The 19,242-nt window shown below is 67.8% G+C and carries 20 protein-coding genes; 3 read left to right on the forward strand and 17 right to left on the reverse strand.

Features of this window, described 5'->3' with window-relative positions; translation table 11 throughout:
- Positions 1 to 18: 18 nt before the first annotated feature.
- Together purM and purN are read left to right on the forward strand one after the other, a co-directional pair.
- Positions 19 to 1,092: a phosphoribosylformylglycinamidine cyclo-ligase gene (gene purM / locus EKG36_RS16375; protein WP_126486040.1), complete on the forward strand. Its 1,074-nt coding sequence runs from the start codon at positions 19 to 21 to the stop codon at positions 1,090 to 1,092.
- Complete coding sequence (purN, locus tag EKG36_RS16380) at positions 1,089 to 1,829, forward strand: phosphoribosylglycinamide formyltransferase (RefSeq protein ID WP_126486042.1); 741 nt, start codon at positions 1,089 to 1,091, stop codon at positions 1,827 to 1,829. The genes purM and purN overlap by 4 nt, the downstream gene beginning before the upstream one ends.
- Positions 1,830 to 1,940: 111 nt before the next feature.
- Here purN and dcd read toward each other — a convergent pair whose 3' ends face one another.
- The 3 genes from dcd to EKG36_RS20520 all read right to left on the reverse strand — a co-directional run bounded on the left by dcd (position 1,941) and on the right by EKG36_RS20520 (position 4,751).
- Positions 1,941 to 2,507, reverse strand: a complete 567-nt coding sequence (gene dcd, locus EKG36_RS16385; RefSeq protein WP_126486044.1) for a dCTP deaminase — start codon at positions 2,505 to 2,507, stop codon at positions 1,941 to 1,943.
- Between the two features lie 134 nt (positions 2,508 to 2,641).
- Positions 2,642 to 3,445: an iron-sulfur cluster carrier protein ApbC gene (apbC, locus tag EKG36_RS16390; protein ID WP_185827585.1), complete on the reverse strand. Its 804-nt coding sequence runs from the start codon at positions 3,443 to 3,445 to the stop codon at positions 2,642 to 2,644.
- 157 nt (positions 3,446 to 3,602) lie between these two features.
- Positions 3,603 to 4,751: a coiled-coil domain-containing protein gene (locus EKG36_RS20520; RefSeq protein WP_185827583.1), complete on the reverse strand. Its 1,149-nt coding sequence runs from the start codon at positions 4,749 to 4,751 to the stop codon at positions 3,603 to 3,605.
- 296 nt (positions 4,752 to 5,047) lie between these two features.
- On the opposite strand from EKG36_RS20520, the gene EKG36_RS16400 reads away from it, so the two are divergent.
- Positions 5,048 to 5,980 (forward strand): YihY/virulence factor BrkB family protein, encoded by a 933-nt coding sequence (locus EKG36_RS16400; protein ID WP_126486048.1) that lies wholly within the window; start codon positions 5,048 to 5,050, stop codon positions 5,978 to 5,980.
- Between the two features lie 17 nt (positions 5,981 to 5,997).
- Here the strand turns inward: EKG36_RS16400 and EKG36_RS16405 are convergent, their stop codons facing one another.
- The 14 genes from EKG36_RS16405 to urtA all read right to left on the reverse strand — a co-directional run bounded on the left by EKG36_RS16405 (position 5,998) and on the right by urtA (position 19,221).
- Positions 5,998 to 7,422, reverse strand: a complete 1,425-nt coding sequence (locus tag EKG36_RS16405) for a phospholipase D family protein (RefSeq protein ID WP_221766105.1) — start codon at positions 7,420 to 7,422, stop codon at positions 5,998 to 6,000.
- A gap of 164 nt (positions 7,423 to 7,586) precedes the next feature.
- Positions 7,587 to 7,799: a hypothetical protein gene (locus tag EKG36_RS16410; RefSeq protein ID WP_126486052.1), complete on the reverse strand. Its 213-nt coding sequence runs from the start codon at positions 7,797 to 7,799 to the stop codon at positions 7,587 to 7,589.
- 28 nt (positions 7,800 to 7,827) lie between these two features.
- A complete protein-coding gene (gene ureG / locus EKG36_RS16415) occupies positions 7,828 to 8,472 on the reverse strand; it encodes an urease accessory protein UreG (protein WP_126486054.1) in 645 nt (214 codons plus the stop codon).
- A gap of 10 nt (positions 8,473 to 8,482) precedes the next feature.
- Positions 8,483 to 9,181, reverse strand: coding sequence for an urease accessory protein UreF (locus EKG36_RS16420; protein WP_126486056.1), 699 nt, complete (start codon positions 9,179 to 9,181; stop codon positions 8,483 to 8,485).
- On the reverse strand, positions 9,171 to 9,674 hold the full coding sequence (ureE, locus tag EKG36_RS16425; protein ID WP_126486058.1) for an urease accessory protein UreE: 504 nt from the start codon (positions 9,672 to 9,674) through the stop codon (positions 9,171 to 9,173). The genes EKG36_RS16420 and ureE overlap by 11 nt, the downstream gene beginning before the upstream one ends.
- An 11-nt stretch (positions 9,675 to 9,685) precedes the next feature.
- Positions 9,686 to 11,398, reverse strand: coding sequence for an urease subunit alpha (gene ureC, locus EKG36_RS16430; protein WP_126486060.1), 1,713 nt, complete (start codon positions 11,396 to 11,398; stop codon positions 9,686 to 9,688).
- Positions 11,395 to 11,724 (reverse strand): urease subunit beta, encoded by a 330-nt coding sequence (locus EKG36_RS16435; RefSeq protein WP_126486062.1) that lies wholly within the window; start codon positions 11,722 to 11,724, stop codon positions 11,395 to 11,397. Before EKG36_RS16435 ends, ureC begins: the two co-directional genes overlap by 4 nt.
- 35 nt (positions 11,725 to 11,759) lie before the next feature.
- The gene (gene ureA / locus EKG36_RS16440; protein WP_126486064.1) at positions 11,760 to 12,062 is read right to left on the reverse strand and encodes an urease subunit gamma; all 303 of its coding nucleotides are present in this window, start codon (positions 12,060 to 12,062) and stop codon (positions 11,760 to 11,762) included.
- Positions 12,063 to 12,222: 160 nt separating this feature from the next.
- Positions 12,223 to 13,137: an urease accessory protein UreD gene (locus EKG36_RS16445; RefSeq protein ID WP_126486065.1), complete on the reverse strand. Its 915-nt coding sequence runs from the start codon at positions 13,135 to 13,137 to the stop codon at positions 12,223 to 12,225.
- A 393-nt stretch (positions 13,138 to 13,530) separates the two neighbouring features.
- Positions 13,531 to 14,229, reverse strand: coding sequence for an urea ABC transporter ATP-binding subunit UrtE (urtE, locus tag EKG36_RS16450; protein WP_126486067.1), 699 nt, complete (start codon positions 14,227 to 14,229; stop codon positions 13,531 to 13,533).
- Positions 14,229 to 15,068 carry an urea ABC transporter ATP-binding protein UrtD gene (gene urtD, locus EKG36_RS16455; protein WP_126486069.1) on the reverse strand — a complete coding sequence of 280 codons (840 nt, stop codon included), beginning with the start codon at positions 15,066 to 15,068 and terminating at the stop codon, positions 14,229 to 14,231. The genes urtE and urtD overlap by 1 nt, the downstream gene beginning before the upstream one ends.
- Complete coding sequence (urtC, locus tag EKG36_RS16460; protein ID WP_126486071.1) at positions 15,065 to 16,207, reverse strand: urea ABC transporter permease subunit UrtC; 1,143 nt, start codon at positions 16,205 to 16,207, stop codon at positions 15,065 to 15,067. The genes urtD and urtC overlap by 4 nt, the downstream gene beginning before the upstream one ends.
- A gap of 3 nt (positions 16,208 to 16,210) precedes the next feature.
- The gene (gene urtB / locus EKG36_RS16465) at positions 16,211 to 17,815 is read right to left on the reverse strand and encodes an urea ABC transporter permease subunit UrtB (RefSeq protein WP_126486109.1); all 1,605 of its coding nucleotides are present in this window, start codon (positions 17,813 to 17,815) and stop codon (positions 16,211 to 16,213) included.
- An 83-nt stretch (positions 17,816 to 17,898) separates the two neighbouring features.
- On the reverse strand, positions 17,899 to 19,221 hold the full coding sequence (gene urtA, locus EKG36_RS16470) for an urea ABC transporter substrate-binding protein (protein ID WP_425459609.1): 1,323 nt from the start codon (positions 19,219 to 19,221) through the stop codon (positions 17,899 to 17,901).
- Between the last annotated feature and the right edge of the window lie 21 nt (positions 19,222 to 19,242).

Below are 19,242 nucleotides of genomic sequence, written 5' to 3' on the forward strand. Positions count from 1 at the left end.
GTTCACACAGGACAGGTCATGACCGATTCCACCAACCGCCCGAGCGGGGCTTCCCTCAGCTACAAGGATGCCGGCGTCGACATCGATGCCGGCAACGCCCTGGTCGACCGCATCAAGGGCGTCGCCCGCCGCACCACTCGCCCCGAGGTGATGGGCGGCCTGGGCGGCTTCGGCGCCCTGTGCCAGCTGCCCAGCGGCTATCGCGAGCCGGTGCTGGTGACCGGCACCGACGGCGTGGGCACCAAGCTGCGCCTGGCGATGGATCTCGGCCGTCATGACACCATCGGCATCGACCTGGTGGCCATGTGCGTCAACGACCTGGTGGTTGCCGGCGCCGAGCCGCTGCTGTTCCTCGACTACTATGCCACGGGCAAGCTGGATGTGGACATCGCCGCCGACGTGGTGACCGGCATCGGCGAGGGCTGCGAACAGGCCGGCTGCGCCCTGGTGGGCGGCGAGACCGCCGAGATGCCCGGCATGTACGAGGGCAGCGACTATGACTTGGCCGGCTTCTGCGTCGGCGTCGTCGAGAAGGACGAGATCCTCGACGGCCAGCGGGTCGCCGAGGGCGACGTGCTGCTGGGCATGGCCTCCTCCGGCCCCCACTCCAACGGCTACTCGTTGATCCGCAAGATCCTCGAGGTCTCGGGCGCCTCCCTGGACACCGCCATCGACGGCCAGCCGCTGGGCGAGGCACTACTGGCCCCGACCCGCATCTACGTCAAGCCGCTGCTGTCACTGCTCAAGGAAACCGACGTGCCGGTGCATGCGCTCTCGCACATCACCGGCGGCGGGCTGCTCGAGAACCTGCCGCGGGTGCTCCCGGAGGGGGCCGCCGCGCGCATCGACGTGGCCAGCTGGACTCGCCCGGACGTCTTCGACTGGCTGCAGGAACAGGGCAACGTCGACGAGCACGAGATGCACCGGGTGCTCAACTGCGGTATCGGCATGGTGCTGGTGGTCCCGGCGGAGAAGGCCGACCAGGCTCGCGCCCACCTCCAGGGCCTCGGCGAGACGGTGCATCGCATCGGTGAGATCGTCGCCCGCGGCGAGGACGAGGACACGGTCCGGCTGGAGAACCTCAAGGCATGAGCGAGACCGGCTACCAGAGCGACACTCTGCAGGACTTCACCCCCGAACCCACCGAGGCGCGCCGGGTGGTGGTGCTGATCTCGGGCAGCGGCAGCAACCTGCAGGCGCTGATCGACGCCCAGGAACATGACGAGCTCGGCGGCGAGATCGTCGCCGTGGTCTCCAACCAGCCCGACGCCTATGGCCTCAAGCGGGCCCGGGATGCCGGCATTGACGCCGTCGCCCTGCCCCACCGGGAGTACGAAAGCCGCGAGGCCTTCGACGGGGCGCTTATCAAGGTCATCGAGCGCCACGAGCCCGATCTGGTGGTGCTGGCCGGGTTCATGCGCATTCTCACGCCGCGCTTCGTCCAGCGCTTCCTGGGACGCATGCTCAATATCCATCCATCCCTGCTGCCGGCCTACCAGGGGCTGCATACCCACGCCCGAGCCCTGGCCGACGGCGTGGCCAGCCATGGCTGCAGCGTGCACTTCGTCACCGAGGAGCTCGACGGCGGACCGGTGGCCCTGCAGGCCGAGGTGGCTATCGCCCCGGACGAGACCGAGGACAGCCTCAAGGCCAAGGTGCAGGCCCGGGAACACCTGATCTTCCCCATCGCGGTGCGCTGGTTCCTCGAGGGCCGCCTCAAGCTGGCCGGCGACGCTGCCAGCATGGACGGCACCCCCCTGCCGTCCAGCGGCATGCGCCTCTCCCACGCCGACGCGGCCGAGGAGCTGGACGAGGACGCCGAGGAGTAAACTGGAAGCTGGAAGGCAACCTAAAGAAAACCGCCCCATGGCAAGCACCAGGGGCGGTTTTTTCTTCCAGCTTGAAGCTTATGGCTTACAGCTCCCGGGCGCAGCCCGGGCTCAGGTCCGCGGCAGGGTCACCCCCCGCTGCCCCATGTACTTGCCGCCACGGTCCTTGTAGGAGGTGGCGCAGACCTCGTCGGATTCGAGGAACAACATCTGGGCCACGCCCTCGTTGGCATAGATCTTGGCCGGCAGGTTGGTGGTGTTGGAGAACTCCAGGGTCACGTGCCCTTCCCACTCCGGCTCCAGGGGCGTGACGTTGACGATGATCCCGCAGCGGGCATAGGTGGACTTGCCGAGGCAGATGGTCAGCACGCTGCGCGGGATGCGGAAGTACTCCACGGTGCGCGCCAGGGCGAAGGAGTTGGGCGGAATCACGCAGACGTCGCCCTTGATGTCGACGAAGCTCTTGTCGTCGAAGCCCTTGGGGTCGACCACCGCCGAATGGATATTGGTGAAGACCTTGAACTCGTCGGCGCAGCGCACATCGTAGCCGTAGCTGGACGTCCCGTAGGAGATCACCCGCCGATCGTTCACATAGCGCACCTGGTCGGCCTCGAAGGGCTCGATCATGCCTTCCCGCTCGGCCATGCGGCGGATCCAGTGGTCGGATTTGATGCTCATGGGGTCGTCCTGATGGGTGTGATCGAAACAATCGGGGCCGCCATGATAGCGGCCCCGCGGGCAGGCGTCACGATGGCGCCACGCCGGCTGCTGCCCAAGAAGTGGGAAGCCCCGCCCAATCGGGCGGGGAGCCATCACTCGCTAAAGGATATCTCCGGGCCTTCGTCAGCCGCCGCACCCTTGAGCTGGTCGGCCACCTGGCGGGCCATGTCACGGAAGGTGGCGGTCACCTCGCCCTCCGGCTCGGCCACCACGGTGGGACGGCCCCCGTCGGCCTGCTCGCGGACCGACAGCGCCAGCGGCAGGCGGCCCAACACCCGGGTGTCGTACTCGCCGGCGATACGCTCCCCACCGCCCTCGCCGAAGATCGGCTCGCTGTGGCCACACTGGGAGCAGATATGCAGGCTCATGTTCTCGACCACACCGAGTACCGGCACGTTGACCTTGCGGAACATCTCGATGCCCTTGCGGGCATCCAGCAGGGCAATGTCCTGGGGCGTGGTGACGATCACGGCGCCATCCACCGGCACCTTCTGGGCCAGGGTCAGCTGAATGTCCCCGGTACCCGGCGGCATATCGATGAACAGCACGTCCAGGTCGTCCCATACGGTCTGGGTGAGCAGCTGCTGGAAGGCACCGGCCACCATGGGGCCACGCCACACCATGGGCTCGCGGATGTCGACCATAAAGGCCATGGACATGGCCTGGATGCCATGGGCCTCGAGCGGCTTCATGCGGTTCTCGCCGGCGGCCTCGGGGCGCACGCCCTCGCCGACACCCAGCATCTGGGCCTGGCTGGGCCCGTGGATATCGGCATCGAGAACGCCCACGCGATAGCCTTCGGCGGCCATGGCCAGCGCCAGATTGGCGGTAACGGTGGACTTGCCCACCCCGCCCTTGCCGGACGCCACGGCGACGATGTGCTTGACCCCTTCGATCACGACTCGCTCCTTGTGCAGTTGGCGGTGCCGACCAGGCGGCAACTGGTGCCAGTATACCCGTCACGGCGCGGGGCGATGCAATGTCGGCACCTGTCTGGAAACGACAAGGGGCGCGCCGCGGCGCGCCCCCCCCCAGGCTCGAACATGTGACGGGTTACGACTCCTTGGACTCCATGGACGCGGCTTCGGCGTCTTCCGGCGAGGCCTCCTCGCCACTGATGTCCTGATCCACCTCATCGGCCGTCGTGGTCTGAGACGACTTGCCCGCCGCGCCATCGGTGGCGGTGTCGGTCTGAGACTCGTCGGAAGCCGAGGCTTGCTCGCTTTTGACGGCGGCGCCTCCGCTGCCCTCGCCAGTCGCCGTTTCGTCGGCCTCAGAGGAGCTGGATGAGGCTTGGCCGTTGCCACCAGCAGCATCAGCATCACCGGCCTTCGTCGTTGTCGTCCCAGAGGCGGCAGCACTCTCTGACGGTGAGGTCGCGGCACTCTCGGCGACACGAGTGTCCAGTTCGGCCAGCTGATCCCGCCAGGCGTCGAGCTGCTTCTGCAGCTGCTCCAGCTGGTCGCGACCTGCCTCGACCTGGGCATCGATCTCGGCCAGCTCCTCACGGCCGATCTGGATCGCCACCTTGAGGTCCTCGAACTCGTTGCGGGTCTCGTCACGCTGAGCCTGCAGGGTCTGCTGTTCCTGGTTGAGCGCTTCCAGGGAAGCCTCGAGCTCACCAATCTGCTCCTCCAGTGCGGTGTTCTCCTGGGTCATTGCCTCGCGCTGGTCGGCGGCCTGCTGGCGAGCCTGTTCGGCTTGCTCGCGGGCGGCTTCCGCCTCTTCACGAGCCGCCTGGGCCTGATCGCGTGCCTGCTCGGCGTCCTTGGCCTGCTCCTGGACATCGCCCAGGGCCGCCTCGGCCTCGGCCAGCCGCGTCTCGGCGCTCTCGGCCTCGGCCTGCATGGTCTCGAGCCGGGCACGCACCTCCTCAAGCTGAGTCTGGGCGCTACTCAGCTCGGCCGTCTTGGTCTCGAGCTCGGCCTCGGCCTCCTGTCGGCGGGTCTCCAGATCCGCGATCGTGGTCTGGAGGTTCTCGACATCGGTTTTGGCCGCATCCAGCTGGGCGAGACGTCCGGACAACGACTCGTTCTCCGCCAACGCCGTATCGAGCCGCGTCTGGAGTGACTTGCGTGCCTCGTTGCTGGAACTCACGCTGGACTGGGCCACCAAGGCCCAGACGATGGCAACCACCGCCACGGCCGCCAAGCCTCTGACGCGGTTGTCCTTGAATAGCTGTCCCATCGAGCTATCGGCCATCGGGCATTCTCCATTGATGATTGGCTGGGGCCAGCGACACCCTCGGCAGGCGCCCCGGCAACCATTTCAGCATACACCCCGAAACGCCACCGGGTCTCGACCATCGCGGTGACCGGGGGCACCGCTGGCTTCACCGGGACTCTGCCAGGCACGGCAGGCCCCTGGGAGGGCCCGCGAAGACCGCGTCCACGGCCCGGTCTCTGCCGGCCAAGGGCGTGCAGGGGCGCCGCGGCAGCATTGACGCAGAAGGCGACCCTCGGCGTATCATGCCGAAAGCCCTGCCGACCGGATCGCCCATGACCGCACCGCCGGACCGCCCCCCCCGCCGTCACCGCGTGCTCACCCTCCTGCCACGGGTGGGCCATTTCGCCTGGCGCGTCCTGGGGGCCTTCCTGCGTAACCGGGGAATCCTGCTGGCCGGCGGCGTCGGCTACAACATCCTGCTCTCCATCGTGCCGCTGTTTGCCTTGCTCGTCGTGCTGCTTGCCCAGGTGGTGGACGAGCAGCACCTGCTCAGCGTGCTGGCGATCCAGGCCCGCCACCTGGCACCGGCCCATGCCGAGGTGCTGCTGGACGCCGTGCGCACCTTGCTCGACTCCCGGGATGCCATCGGCATCCTCGGCATCCCCGTACTGCTGGTGTTCAGCTCCTTTGCCTTTCGCATGCTCGAGGATGCCCTGGCGATCATCTTCCACGCTCCGGACACCCATACAGGGCGCTCGATCTGGGTCTCGGTGCTGATGCCCTATGCCTTCATGCTGGTCCTGGGCGCCGGCCTGTTGGGCCTGACCCTGCTGGTGAGCCTGGCCAACGCGGTGAATGCCCTGTGGATGGCGGTGCTGGGCCGCGAGCTGCCCCTGGCAGGGCTCTCCAGCACTGCCCTTAACCTGACCAGTTTCGCCGGGGTCTTCCTGCTCTTCAGCGCCATCTACAAGGTTCTGCCGGTGGTACGCATCGCCTTGCGGCGCGCCGTGGTCGGCGGCTTCGTCGCGGCCCTGCTGTGGGAAGGCGTGCGACTGCTGCTGGTGTTCTACTTCGAGAACCTGTCCTTCGTGAATGCCGTCTATGGCTCGCTGGCGACCCTGATCGTGGTGCTGCTGTCCCTGGAGGTGGGCGCCGTCATCCTCTTGCTTGGCGCCCAGGTCATCGCCGAACTCGAGCGCAATGCCCGCCTCGGTGTGCCCTGGTATCTGGACTCGCGTCATGAGGCCGTGACCCACGTGGACTAGCTGATCCCGAAGCGTGACTAGAAAGTCGAGAGCCCGGTGGCTTCCATGAGCCGATAGCGCCACCAGGTCTCCGCGCTGACATCGTCCTCCTTCGTGTAAGGGTGACTGGTCGTATGGTCCGGCGTGGACTGCCAGCGACGGGTGAAGAAGGCCGCCGCCTCGCCCAGCGAGGGGTGCTGTGGCGGGCCGGTCAGCCTTACGCTGGTCTCGAGGTTAAGGTCATCCAGGTTGCGCCGGGTGAAATTGGCCGAGCCGAGGATCAGCTCTGCCTCTCCGCCATCCACCGGATGGCGAAATAGCAGCTTGCTGTGACACTGCTCGCCGCGGGTGGCGCACCAGCGCACCGCGATGCCGGCCGCCGCCAGTTCATCGGCCACCGGCCGGTTGGGAATGCCCCCCTTCGCGATGCCGAAGGCCTCCCGGTTGGGGTCGAGAAGCACCCGGACCTCGACGCCACGTCGACGCGCGGCGATCAAGGCATCGATAAGGTCGCGATGGGCCAGGTAGAAGACCGCGATATCCAGCCGATCCCCTTCCCGGGTGCGCTCCACGGCGGTCAACAGCGCATCGAGGATGGCCCCCTCGGTCAGCAACTGCAGGCGCAGGCCGGTGACGTCGTCGTCGACTGCCGGGGGCAGCGGCCCTGCCACCTCGACACCCGACCAGGCCGCCACCGAACGCTCCGAATCCAGCAGGTCCAGCGCCGCCGGGCCTTCGAAGCGCATGGCCACGTTGCCGTGAAGGCTGCTGGCATCATGGGGGTTCGCCGAGGTCACAAGCCCCGCCCAGCCCTCGCCCTGATCCACCACCAGGGTCTTGCGATGGTTGGCATTGAAGTTGGCCATGGCCAGATAGCTGCGCAGAGTCACGCGTCCCGGCCCCAGCAGGTTGGGCAACCAGCCGGCCTGGGCGCTGTTGCCGAGCCAGCGCGGCCCGAGATGCCAGAGGCCGGACCACAGGGGGTTGGACGCACGCAGCCGCGTCAGATCGGTCATGATGACCGACACGCCTGCCTGGTGCAGGCGCTGCAGGTGATCAAGCTCGAGGCCGCCATAGAGGGTGTTGAGCGGATCGGTGATGAGTACCGCCTGGAGCTCGGGATAGCGCTCACGCTGACGCACCAGCGCCTCGGTGAGCTGTGCCGAGAGGGGGCGGAACTCGTGACCCTTGGCCTGGCCGGCAAAGTCGTTGAACAGGAACATGTCGACGACCACCAGACGTTGCGCCTGGCCGATCATGTCGAGCACTTCGTCGAAGATGACCCGCCGACGATGGCGCTCTCCCTCGGCATCGTACCAGGTCTCGTCGGCGAGGAACGTCACCGTCTCGACACCGCGAACCGGATAGGCCTCACCAACACCCTCGGGAAGCGGCTTGTAGCGTTGCCAGACGCCCATGGCTGCCCACGCCAGCAGCCCGATGGCCAGTATCCACGCTCCCATGGGCATCCTCCCCCCGCGCGACCATTGCCGCCTTCGCATCCCTGACTCTCCTTCCTTGACCGGCCGGCCCACTTCGGACACCGGCCGACGACGCTCATCAGCATAACGCGCCCGCCGACAGCGTGCAGGCGGCAGGCCGCCGGGAGGCGCTTGGCGTCGCCGCCTCAGTGCGGGGAGCGTGCCCGGAGACGCCGCAGCAGGACACGCCCCAGCAGGCTGAGGCCGACGCTCGCGAGGGCGGCGACGCCCAGCAGGACCAGGGGTGAGGGCTCGCCAGCATGCTGGTGCAACGATGGGGCGCCGTGTCCCGGATGGCCGAGGACGGGGGCACTCGCCAACAGGCCAGCGAGCACGACAAGGGGGGAAAGACGAAGCATCGAAAACTCTCCTGAATGAGAATGGGGGTCAGGCGAATACGTGGTGCGCCGCGTGGGTCGGCCGGCGCTCGGGGAGCATGCCGCGATCGAGGATGAAGGCGATAATCTCCTCCACCCCGATCCCGTCATGCAGGTTGGCGAAGACGAACGGGCGCTCGCCGCGCATGCGCCGCGAGTCACGCTCCATCACCGCCAGGGAAGCATGCACCTGCTCGGCGATATCGATCTTGTTGATGATCAGCAGGTCCGACTTGGTGATCCCGGGACCGCCCTTGCGAGGGATCTTGTCACCGGCGGAGACGTCGATGACGTAGAGCGTCAGGTCGGAGAGCTCAGGGCTGAAGGTCGCCGAGAGGTTGTCACCCCCGGATTCCACCAGCACCAGCTCGAGCCCCGGATGGCGCGCCTGCAGGTCGTCGATGGCGGCCAGGTTCATGGAGGCATCCTCACGGATGGCCGTATGCGGGCAGCCGCCGGTCTCCACCCCGAGGATGCGGACCTCGGGCAGCGCCTCGTGACGCGTCAGGAAGTCGGCGTCCTCCCGGGTATAGATATCATTAGTGACCACCGCAAGGTCGTAGTGCTCGCTCAGTGCCAGGCAGAGCTGCTTGAGCAAGGCGGTCTTGCCGGAGCCGACCGGGCCGCCGACGCCGATACGCAGACAATGGGTCATGGGGAGTCTCCTAGCTTCTGAACAGGCGTGAATACTGGGTTTCGTGCTGGGCGCTGGCCAGCGCCAGCCCCGGCAGGATGGGGCCGAGCGCCTCTTCGTCCCGCGACAGGGCCGCGTCCACGGCGGCCACCAGGGACGGCCGCAGGCGCTCGACCAGCCGCTGGGCCGCGGTGTGGCCCAGCGGCAGGGCCTTGCAGGCCACCGCAAGCTGGTTCTCCAGCCAGGCCCAAGCGAACCCCAGCAGCGCCGTACGGGGGGCGATGCCACGGGCATGGGCCAGCCAGGCGAAGACGGTGACGTAACCGGCCGGGTCGGGCAGCCGCTCGGTGGGCAACAGCTCGAGGCTCGCCAGCAGGCGGAGCAGAGCGGCGCCGAGCCGGGCGTCCTCGGCGGCCAGCTCGGCGGTCTCACGGTTGGCGGCGAGCCAGTCATTCCAGCCGACGATCGCCGCGCCGTCCCGTTCCGCCCAGGCCGACATGAGCCGGGCCAGCACCGGCAGCTCGCAACGCGCCAGGCCATCATCGAGCACGCCGTCCAGCCAGCGGCCGAGGCTCGCCTCGTCTTTGACCCAGCCCAGCTCGAAGGCGCTCTCGAGCCCCTGGGACCAGGCGAAGGCGCCGATCGGCAGCGCCGGGCTGACCAGCTGCAGCAGGCCCAGCAGCGCCAGGTCCTCGCCCCCGGCCGATATCTCCGGCCGCTCAGTGGGCATGGGCATGCTCCTGGCCGTGGTGATGTGGGTGATGATGGTGCCCCTCCCCGGCCTGGGCATAGGCCCCCGGCTCGGGATGGAAGGGTGCCGCGTGTCGCTCGAGCCGGGCCCCGAGGCGCTCGGCCAGGGTCTCCAGCACATGGTCCGGCGGGAAGCGCACCCAACCGGTTCCGGCATCGCCGCCGCCCAGGGCCAGCTGCACATGGCGGTTGCCCAGGTGATAGCACAGCCGCGCCAGCGCCAGGCCGGCCTCGATGTGTGCCGTGATCACCGGCTCCACGGCGGCACACACCCTGAGGATCTCACCGCTCTCGGCACGCAGCCCCTCGCCGTCGCGCAGCACCTGGCCGCGATCAAGGAAGACCCCAACCTCGTGGCCCGTGTCGGTGGTCGCCTTGAAGCGGCCGCGGGTGCGCATCTCAAAGGGCAACGTCAGGCTGTCGGCGGCCTGGTCGTCGTCAATGGGGCCCAGACGCTCGGTCAGTTTCAGCATGGCAAGACTCCTCAGAACAGGTGGTAGCGCTGGGCCAGGGGCAATTCGGCCAGCGGCTCGCAGGTCAGAAGCTCGCCATCGCAACGCACCTCGTAAGTCTGGGGATCCACGCTGAGGTCGGGACAGGCATCATTGAGCTTCATATCGCCCTTCCTCACCTGCCTGACGTCGCGGCAGGCGGCCAGATCACTGGCAAGCCCCAAGCGGTCCTTGATACCGGCATCCAGCGAGGCCTGGCTGACAAAGGTCAGCCGGGAGCGACTCACCGCCCGGCCGAAGGCGCCGAACATGGGACGGTAGTGCACCGGCTGTGGCGTGGGGATCGAGGCATTGGGATCGCCCATGGGCGCGGCGGCGATCATGCCCCCCTTGAGGATCAGCGCCGGCTTGACGCCGAAGAAGGCCGGGTCCCAGAGCGCCAGGTCGGCGAGCTTGCCGACCTCCACCGAGCCCACCTCGTGGGCGATGCCATGGGTGAGGGCCGGGTTGATGGTGTACTTGGCGACATAGCGACGAGCCCGCAGGTTGTCGCAGCCACGCGCCTGGTCGTCAGGCAGCAGCCCACGCTGCAGCTTCATCTTGTGGGCGGTCTGCCAGGTCCGGCAGACCACTTCCCCCACCCGTCCCATGGCCTGGGAATCCGAGGCGATCATCGAGATCACGCCCAAGTCGTGGAGGATGTCCTCGGCGGCGATGGTCTCGCGGCGGATGCGCGAGTCGGCAAAGGCCACGTCCTCGGGAATCGCCGGGTCCAGGTGATGGCAGACCATCAGCATGTCGAGATGCTCGTCGATGGTGTTCACCGTGTAGGGCCGGGTGGGGTTGGTCGACGACGGCAGCACGTAGGGCTTGGCACAGGCGGTGAGGATGTCCGGCGCATGGCCGCCCCCCGCCCCCTCGGTATGGTAGGTGTGGATGCCGCGCTCCTTGAAGGCGGCCAGGGTGTCCTCGACGAAGCCCGACTCGTTGAGGGTGTCGGTATGGATGGCCACCTGGACGTCGTAGCGCTCGGCCACGCTCAGGCAGTTGTCGATGGAGGCCGGCGTGGTGCCCCAGTCCTCGTGCAGCTTGAGCCCCATGGCCCCCGCCTCGATCTGGGCTGCCAGGGCTTCCGGCAGGCTGGCGTTGCCCTTGCCGAGAAAGCCGATGTTCATCGGCAAGCCGTCGACGGCCTGGAGCATCCGGCCAATATGCCAGGCACCCGGAGTGCAGGTGGTGGCATTCGAGCCGGTGGCCGGGCCAGTACCGCCCCCCAGCATGGTGGTGACGCCGCTCATCAGCGCCTCTTCCACCTGCTGGGGGCAGATGAAGTGGATATGGGCATCGATGGCACCGGCGGTGAGGATCTTGCCCTCCCCGGCGATGACCTCGGTACCCGGGCCGATGACCAGCTGGACATCCGGCTGGGTGTCAGGATTACCGGCCTTGCCAATGGCGGCGATGCGCCCTGCCTTGAGCCCCACGTCGGCCTTGACGATGCCCCACCAATCGAGGATCAGGGCGTTGGTGATGATGGTGTCCATGACCGCGTCGTCGAGGCGCTGGCCCTGGCCCATGCCGTCGCGGATCACCTTGCCACCGCCGAACTTGACCTCGTCGCCGTAGTGGGTGGCATCGCTCTCGACCTCGATCCACAGCTCGGTGTCGCCGAGGCGCACCCGGTCGCCGGTGGTGGGGCCGTACATGTCGGCATAGGCCTGGCGGCTGATCCTGTTCCCGGTCATGCGCGGCCTCCCTGCCGATCATCCAGCGCACCCATCACCTCGCCGCGAAAGCCGAAGATGCGCCGGCTCCCCGCATAGGGAATCAGGGTCACTTCCCGGGTCTGGCCGGGCTCGAAGCGAATCGCCGTGCCGGCGGCGACATCCAGCCGGTACCCTCGAGCCCGGCCCCTCTCGAAGACCAGGGCCGGGTTGGCCTCGGCGAAGTGGTAGTGGGAGCCGATCTGTACCGGCCGGTCGCCGGTGTTGGCGACCTCGAGAGTGATCCGTTCGCGTCCCTCGCAGAGCGCGATCTCGCCGTCTTTCAGCTGATACTCACCGGGAATCATGTCGTGGCTCCTTGCAGTGGCCGTGTGGGGCCTCTTCACACAATGGGTTCATGGATCGTGACCAGCTTGGTGCCGTCCGGGAAGGTCGCCTCGACCTGGACCTCGTCGACCATCTCGGCCACGCCTTCCATCACGTCGTCGCGGCCGAGGATCTCGCGGCCCGCGCTCATCAGCTCGGCGACGTTGCGGCCATCCCGTGCGCCCTCCATGACCTCGCAGCTGATCAGCGCCACCGCCTCGGGGTAATTCAGCTTGAGGCCGCGTGCCCGGCGCCGCTCGGCCAGCAGGCCGGCGGTGAACAGCAGCAGCTTGTCCTTGTCTCTCGGGGTCAGTTCCATCGCGATAGCTCCCTAGCCATGTCGCTTTGATTCAATGCCCAGCCAGTCGCCACCAGGCTGGAAGAGCGGCGCTCCGCGCCTGAAAGCCAGAAGCGTGAAGACATCCCATCGGCGAGATACCGCATCCTTCCGGCTTCTCGCTTCGAGCTTCCGGCTGTTATCAGGTCCGCCAGATCCGCGGCACACAGGCCTCGCGGTCGATCAGCCTCGGCCTCAAGACCCTCCAGGCCGACTCGCACAGCCGCCAGGCCTCGTTTCGCTCACTGCCCAGGTAGCGCAGCAGCAGCACGCCGTGACGCACCGTCACCGCCCAGCGGGGGCTCTCGGGGAGCCGCTCGCGAAGCGCCTCGATGGCGTCGGCCTCGTCACCCAGGCCCACCGCCCACAGGGTCGCCTGGACGCTCGCGCCGCCCTGCCCCCAGCGTCCCCGGAAGCGGGGATGGGCCGGGTCGAGGAGTTGGCGTTCCAGCCATAGCGGCTGGCCGTCGCGGAGCAGGCGAAAGCGCTGCTCGATGCGTCCGCTGACATAGGGCAGCCGGCTGGCCGGGCGCCCCAGGGCGAGCACCTCCCAGCCCAGGCAACGGGCCTCGCCGGCCAGCTCGATGGTCGTGCTCTGTCCCCCCCGGGAACCATCGAAGGCGATGGTCTCCTGGGGCAGCCACTCGAGACAGCTACCGTCCGCCGCCCGCAACCGAGTGTGCTGTTCCCAGGCCACGTCGTGATGATCGGCTCGGTAGAGCTTGTTGGCGGCCGGGGTGGTCAATAGCGCATGCGCGCCCGCCTCCACCTCGGCCGAGATGCTCAGGGCATCGCCACTGACCAGGCCACCGGGCGGGTGCAGCAGGTAGAGGTGGCAGGCGCCGGAGCGGCCTGACGCGTCGCGCCCTTCCGGGTAGAAAGGCCGCTGCACCCGCAACGGGCCGCGGTGGCGGGCACGGGCCAGGCGGGTGGTGCCCTGCCGGGAGGCAAAGCCGAGCTCCAGCGATGCCGCCCAGCGGCGGCCGGCATCGAAGCGATGCCCGGCGTCCTCGGCCCCGGTCGGGGCGGCGGGTCTGGCGGGGGAGTAGGCCGTCATCGGCAACTGCCTTCTGCTTCTGGTCGGGGACGTGAGGCACGTCGAATGGCAACTACCTGCGCAAAGCAATGGCCGTACCAGCGTGAAAAAAAACAGGAAATATACATTGATATGAACGACTTGAAACGCGTACACGATGTAGGAGCGTACCCGCCACGGCCCTTGTTGCACTGATAAGGCGCAGTCACCACCTCGCCATGCACCATGAGAGACACCAGGGACAAGGCGTGGTACGACTCTGGTGCGCCGGCCCCTACCCGCAGCACTCCGTCACTTCGCTCGCCATCCACCGGCCCGATCGCGGGCGGCCTGATGCGCCTCATGCAAAGACGGCACCTCTCGGCGGCCAGGGCACGACGCCAGGCGGGCTCCGCGGAGGAGTCGCAGCCCTGCCTAGACCGTGAGGTGCTCCTTGATCAGCGACTCGCTGAGCTCGCCGATCGCGCCGCCGGCGACCCGGCGCCCCCGATCCATGATGGCGAAGCGGTCGGCATACTTGCGGGCGAAGGACAGCTTCTGCTCCACCAGCAGCACCGTCAGACCGTCCTCACGGATCAGGCGCCGTATCACCTCGCCGATCTGGGTGACGATATTGGGCTGGATCCCCTCCCCCGGCTCGTCGAGGATCAGCAGCCACGGCTCGAGCACCAGGGCCCGGCCGATGGCCAGTTGCTGCTGCTGGCCGCCCGAGAGGTCGCCGCCGCGTCGATGCTTCATCTCCTCCAGCACCGGGAACAGCTCGTAGATGCGCTCGGGGATCGACGTGCGACCGTCGCCGCGGGCCGCCAGGCCGGTACGCAGGTTCTCCTCGACGGTGAGCAGCGGGAAGATCTGGCGTCCCTGGGGCACATAGCCGATGCCCAGCCGCGAACGGTCTTCGATGCGTTTCTTGGTCAGCTCCCGATCATCCGCATAGCGAATGCTGCCCGAGGCCACCGTGACCTCCCCCATCACCGCCTTCACCAGGGTGGTCTTGCCCACCCCGTTGCGGCCCATCACGCAGGTGCATTCCCCCGCCGGCACCTCGAGGTCGAGGGACCACAGGGTGTGGCTCTCGCCGTAGTACTGGTCGAGCTTGTCGATCGCGAGCATCAGGCCACCTCCTCGTCGGCCTCGGCGCCGAGGTAGACCTCGACGACGCGGGGATCCATGGACACCTGGTTCATGCTGCCCTCGGCCAGCACGCTGCCCTGATGGAGCACGGTGACCGTGCGGGCGATGGAGCGCACGAAGCCCATGTCGTGCTCCACCACCACCACGGACTGCTGGCCCGCCAGGCCGGTGAGCAGCTCCGCCGTACGCTCCATCTCCTGCTCGGTCATCCCGGCCACCGGCTCGTCCACCAGCAGCAGCCGCGGGCGCTGCATCAGCAGCATGCCGATCTCCAGCCACTGCTTCTGGCCGTGGGAGAGGATCCCGGCCGGCCGATGACGCAACTCGACCAGGCCAATGGTGGTCATGACCTCCTCGATCCGCGCACGGATCTCGCCGGTCGTCCGCGCCGTGAGGGTGGGCAGGATGCGCTTGTCGGCGGCCATGGCCAGTTCCAGGTTCTCGAAGACCGTAAGGGCCTCGAAGGTGGTGGGCTTCTGGAACTTGCGGCCGATGCCGAGGCTGGCGATCGCCGGCTCGTTCATGGTCAGCAGGTTGTGTCGGCTGCCGAACCAGACCTGGCCGGTATCCGGGCGTGTCTTGCCGGTGATGATGTCCATCATGGTGGTCTTGCCCGCCCCGTTGGGGCCGATGATGCAGCGCAACTCACCATCGTCGATGGTCAGGTTGAGGCGGTCGATGGCGCGGAAGCCGTCGAAGCTGACCGTCACGTCCTCGAGATAGAGGATCGGGCCATGGCGCACGTCCACCGGGGAGTCGACGGGCACCAGGAAGTCGAAGACACGATCGCGATCGGCCAGCGATGTCAGGAAGTTCATGCCGAGGCCTCCCCAGGGGTGGTGGATGGATCCGGGTCGGCGCGGCGTGGCCGGCGGTAGGCCAGCAGGCCGGCGATGCCCTTCGGCAGCAGCACCGTGACCAGCACGAAGAGCCCGCCCAGGGCGAACAGCCAGGCCTCCGGCATCACGCCGGTGAACACCGTCTTGGCGTAGTTGACGAGCAGCGCCCCGATCACTGCGCCATAGAGGGTGCCGCGGCCGCCCAGCGCCACCCACAGCACGATCTCGATGGAGAAGATCGGCGAGAACTCCCCCGGGTTGATGATGCCCACCTGGGGCACGTAGAGCGCGCCGGCGACGCCGGCCAGCATCGCCGAGACCACGAAGACGAACAGCTGGAAGCGCTCCACCCGGTAGCCCAGGAAGCGCGTGCGGGCCTCGGCGTCGCGGGTGGCCACGCAGACCCGGCCGAGCTTGCTGGCGACGATCGCCCGACACAGCACATAGCCCAGGGCCAGGGCCATGCCGGTGGCCAGGAAGAGCCAAAGGCGGGTCGCGTCGGCGGTCAGGTCGAAGCCCAGCAGCTCCTTGAAGTCGGTCAGGCCGTTGTTGCCGCCGAAGCCCATCTCGTTGCGGAAGAAGGCCAGCATCAGCGCGAAGGTCAACGCCTGGGTGATGATCGACAGATACACCCCGGTCACCCGCGAGCGAAAAGCCAGGAAGCCGAACACCAGGGCCAGCAGTCCCGGCGCCAGCAGCACCGTCAACAAGGCGAACCAGGCCATGTCGAAGCCGTGCCAGTACCAGGGCAGGCTCTGCCAGTCGAGGAAAACCATGAAGTCCGGCAGCACCGGGTCGCCATAGACCCCGCGGTCGCCGATCTGGCGCATCAGGTACATGCCCATGGCATAGCCGCCCAAGGCGAAGAAGGCGCCATGGCCGAGGCTAAGGATGCCGAGATAGCCCCACACCAGGTCCACCGCCACGGCCAGCAGCGCATAGCACAGGTACTTGCCGAGCAGCGTCACGGTATAGGTGGAGACATGCAGCGGATGCCCCGCCGGCAGCGCCAGGTTGAGCAGGCTGACGACGGCCAGGGCCGCGATCAGCACGCCGAGGAACAGCCGTGTCGAGCGCTCGTGCAAGGGTCGGGATAGCCAGGATCGAGAGGCAAGCATGAATCAGCCCTCCGCCGCCCGGCCCTTCTGCGGGAAGAGTCCGCGGGGGCGCTTCTGGATGAACAGGATAATGAAGACGAGCACCAGAATCTTGGCCAGTACGGCACCGGCCCAGGGCTCGAGGACCTGGTTGATGACGCCCAGCGAGAGGCCCGCCACCAGGGTGCCCCAGAGGTTCCCCACCCCGCCGAACACCACCACCATGAAGGAGTCGATGATGTAGTTCTGGCCAAGGTTGGGGCCCACGTTGGTGAGCTGGGACAGCGCCACCCCGGCCAGGCCCGCCACCCCGGATCCCAGGGCGAAGGTCAGGATATCGACGCGAGTGGCACGGATGCCCATGGAACGGGCCATGGCGCGATTCTGGGTCACGGCGCGAACTTCCAGGCCCAGCCGCGTACGGCGCATCACCAGCATCAGGCCGGCGAAGACCAGCAGCGCAAAGCCCAGCACGAACAGACGGTTGAGGGTCAGCGACAGCCCCTCGTTGATCATCAGCGAACCGCTCATCCATTCGGGCGAGACCACGGTGCGGTTGAGCGGCGAGATCAGGGTGCGCACCAGTTGCTGGAGGATCAGGCTGACGCCGAAGGTGGCCAGCAGGGTCTCCAGGGGACGCCCCTTGAGGAACTGGATGACACTGCGCTCGATGGCGATCCCCGCCAGGGCCGCCACCAGGAAGCCGGCGGGGATCGCCAGGATCAGCGCCAGCCCCGGCTGACCGGGCAGCAGCTGCTGCATGCCCCAGGTGGTATAGGCACCGAGCATCATCAGCTCGCCATGGGCCATGTTGATCACGCCCATCACGCCGAAGGTGATCGCCAGGCCGATGGCCGCCAGCACCAGCACCGAGCCGAGCGACAGGCCGAAATAGAGCGTCTCGACGCCGCGGTTCAGCTTGAGTTTCTGCTCGATGTCGGCGAGTGCCCCGCTCGCGGCCTCGGCCAGGGCGGCGTCGTCGCTGCGCGCGGCGGCACTGAGCGCCGCTCGGGCCTCGGGATTGAGGCTGCCGGCCAGGCCCTCGACGGCCGCGGCATCGCCCTGCTCCAGGCGATGGATGGCGATGGCCTGCGCGAGCAGGCGCTTCACCTCGCCATCGGCCTCGTCGGCCACCAGCGCCTGCAACGGGGGGAGCATGGCGGCCTCGATGTTGCCGAGCAGTTCGCGGGCCGCCTCGCGGCGTGCCCCCACGTCGTCGACGCGCAGGTCGAGCACCGCCAGGGTGCTCTGCAGCTGCCCGCGCAGCGCATTGTTGATGCCGATGCGGTCGAGCTCGCGGCGTGACATCTCGCCGGCCGCCTCGAAGCTCAGGGCGTCGACGACCGGCCAGTGGCGACCGCGGTTCTCGAGCACCACGATGAAGCGACCGGTGTCTTCCTGACGCTGCAGCTTGCCGGCCAGCAGAGCCTCGAGCCAGCGCCGGGTGCGCTCGTCGCCGCTGGCGACGAGCGCCGCGATGGCCTCGCCCTTGTCGGCGTAGGAGCGGGTATCGAGGGCCTCGAGCAGGGCCTGACCGGCGGGGTCCTGGCCGGGCGTCTGGGCCTGGGCCGACGGCACCAGTCCAACGAGCAGCCAGAGCAGCAGCCCTGGCACGAGGGCGCGGATCATCCTCATGGGCATGTCCTGTGATGGGTGTCCTGAGTGGCGTGTCATGCCACCGGACCAGGGCCCCGGTCCGGTGGGAAAGCGACTTACTCGGCGGAGGCGACGTCTTCCTCGGCCTCGCTGCCGCCGCAGCTACCCTCGACGACGTTGTAGTTGCCGCATGCCAGGGGCTGACGCCAGTCGCTGATCAGGTCACGGGAGCCGTCCAGGTAGTCGGACCAGGCATCCCCGGCGACGGTGGAGGGGGTCTCCCAGACGATGGAGAACTGGCCGTTGTCCTGGATCTCGCCGATCAGCACCGGCTTGGTGATGTGGTGGTTGGGCATCATGGCCGCATAGCCACCGGACAGGTTGGGCACGCTGACCCCGATGATGGCATCCTTCACCGCATCGACCTCGGTGGTGCCGGCCTTGCGCACGGCCTCCTTCCACATGTTGAAGCCGATGTAGTGAGCCTCCATGGGGTCGTTGGTGACGGCCATCTCGTCGCCGGTGTACTCGATCCAGCTGTCGATGAAGTCGTAGTTGGCATCGGTGTCGACGCTCATGAAGTAGTTCCAGGCGGCCAGGTGCCCCACCAGGGGCGCGGTATCGATGCCGGAGAGTTCCTGCTCGCCCACCGAGAAGGCCACCACCGGGATGTCGGCGGCATCGATGCCCTGGTTGCCCAGCTCGCGATAGAACGGCACGTTGGCATCGCCGTTGATGGTGGAGACCACCGCGGTCTTCTTGCCCTGGCTGCCGAAGCGCTTGATGTCGGCGACGATGTTCTGCCAGTCGGAATGACCGAAGGGCGTGTAGTTGACCAGGATGTCCTCGTCGGCCACGCCGTGGGCCTTGAGGTAGGCCTCGAGGATCTTGTTGGTGGTCCGCGGATAGACGTAGTCGGTACCGGCCAACACCCAGCGCTCGGCCCCGACCTCGTTCATCAGGTAGTCGACGGCGGGAATCGCCTGCTGGTTCGGTGCCGCGCCGGTGTAGACGACGTTCTCGGAGGACTCCTCCCCCTCGTACTGCACCGGGTAGAACAGCAGGCCGTTGAGTTCCTCCACCACCGGCAACACGGACTTGCGCGACACCGAGGTCCAGTTGCCGAAGATGACGTCGACCTCTTGCTGGGCCAGCAGCTCGCGGGCCTTCTCGGCGAACAGCGGCCAGTCGGAGGCCGGGTCGACGACCACCGGCTCGATCTGACGACCGAGCAGCCCCCCTTCGGCATTCTGCTGCTCGATCAGCATCAGCATGGTGTCCTTGAGGGTCGACTCGCTGATGGCCATGGTGCCGGAGAGAGAGTGCAGGATGCCCACCTTGATCGGGTCCTCCTGGGCGAGTGCCGGCGTGGAGAGACCGAGGCCGATCAGCGAGGCGGCCAGCCAACGGGTGGGATGCACGGTCGGGAAGGGGATCATGGGAACTCCTTGCGAGGTGGT

Origin of the sequence: Halomonas nitroreducens (genome assembly GCF_003966155.1) — a bacterium.
Taxonomy (GTDB): Bacteria; Pseudomonadota; Gammaproteobacteria; order Pseudomonadales; family Halomonadaceae; genus Halomonas; species Halomonas nitroreducens.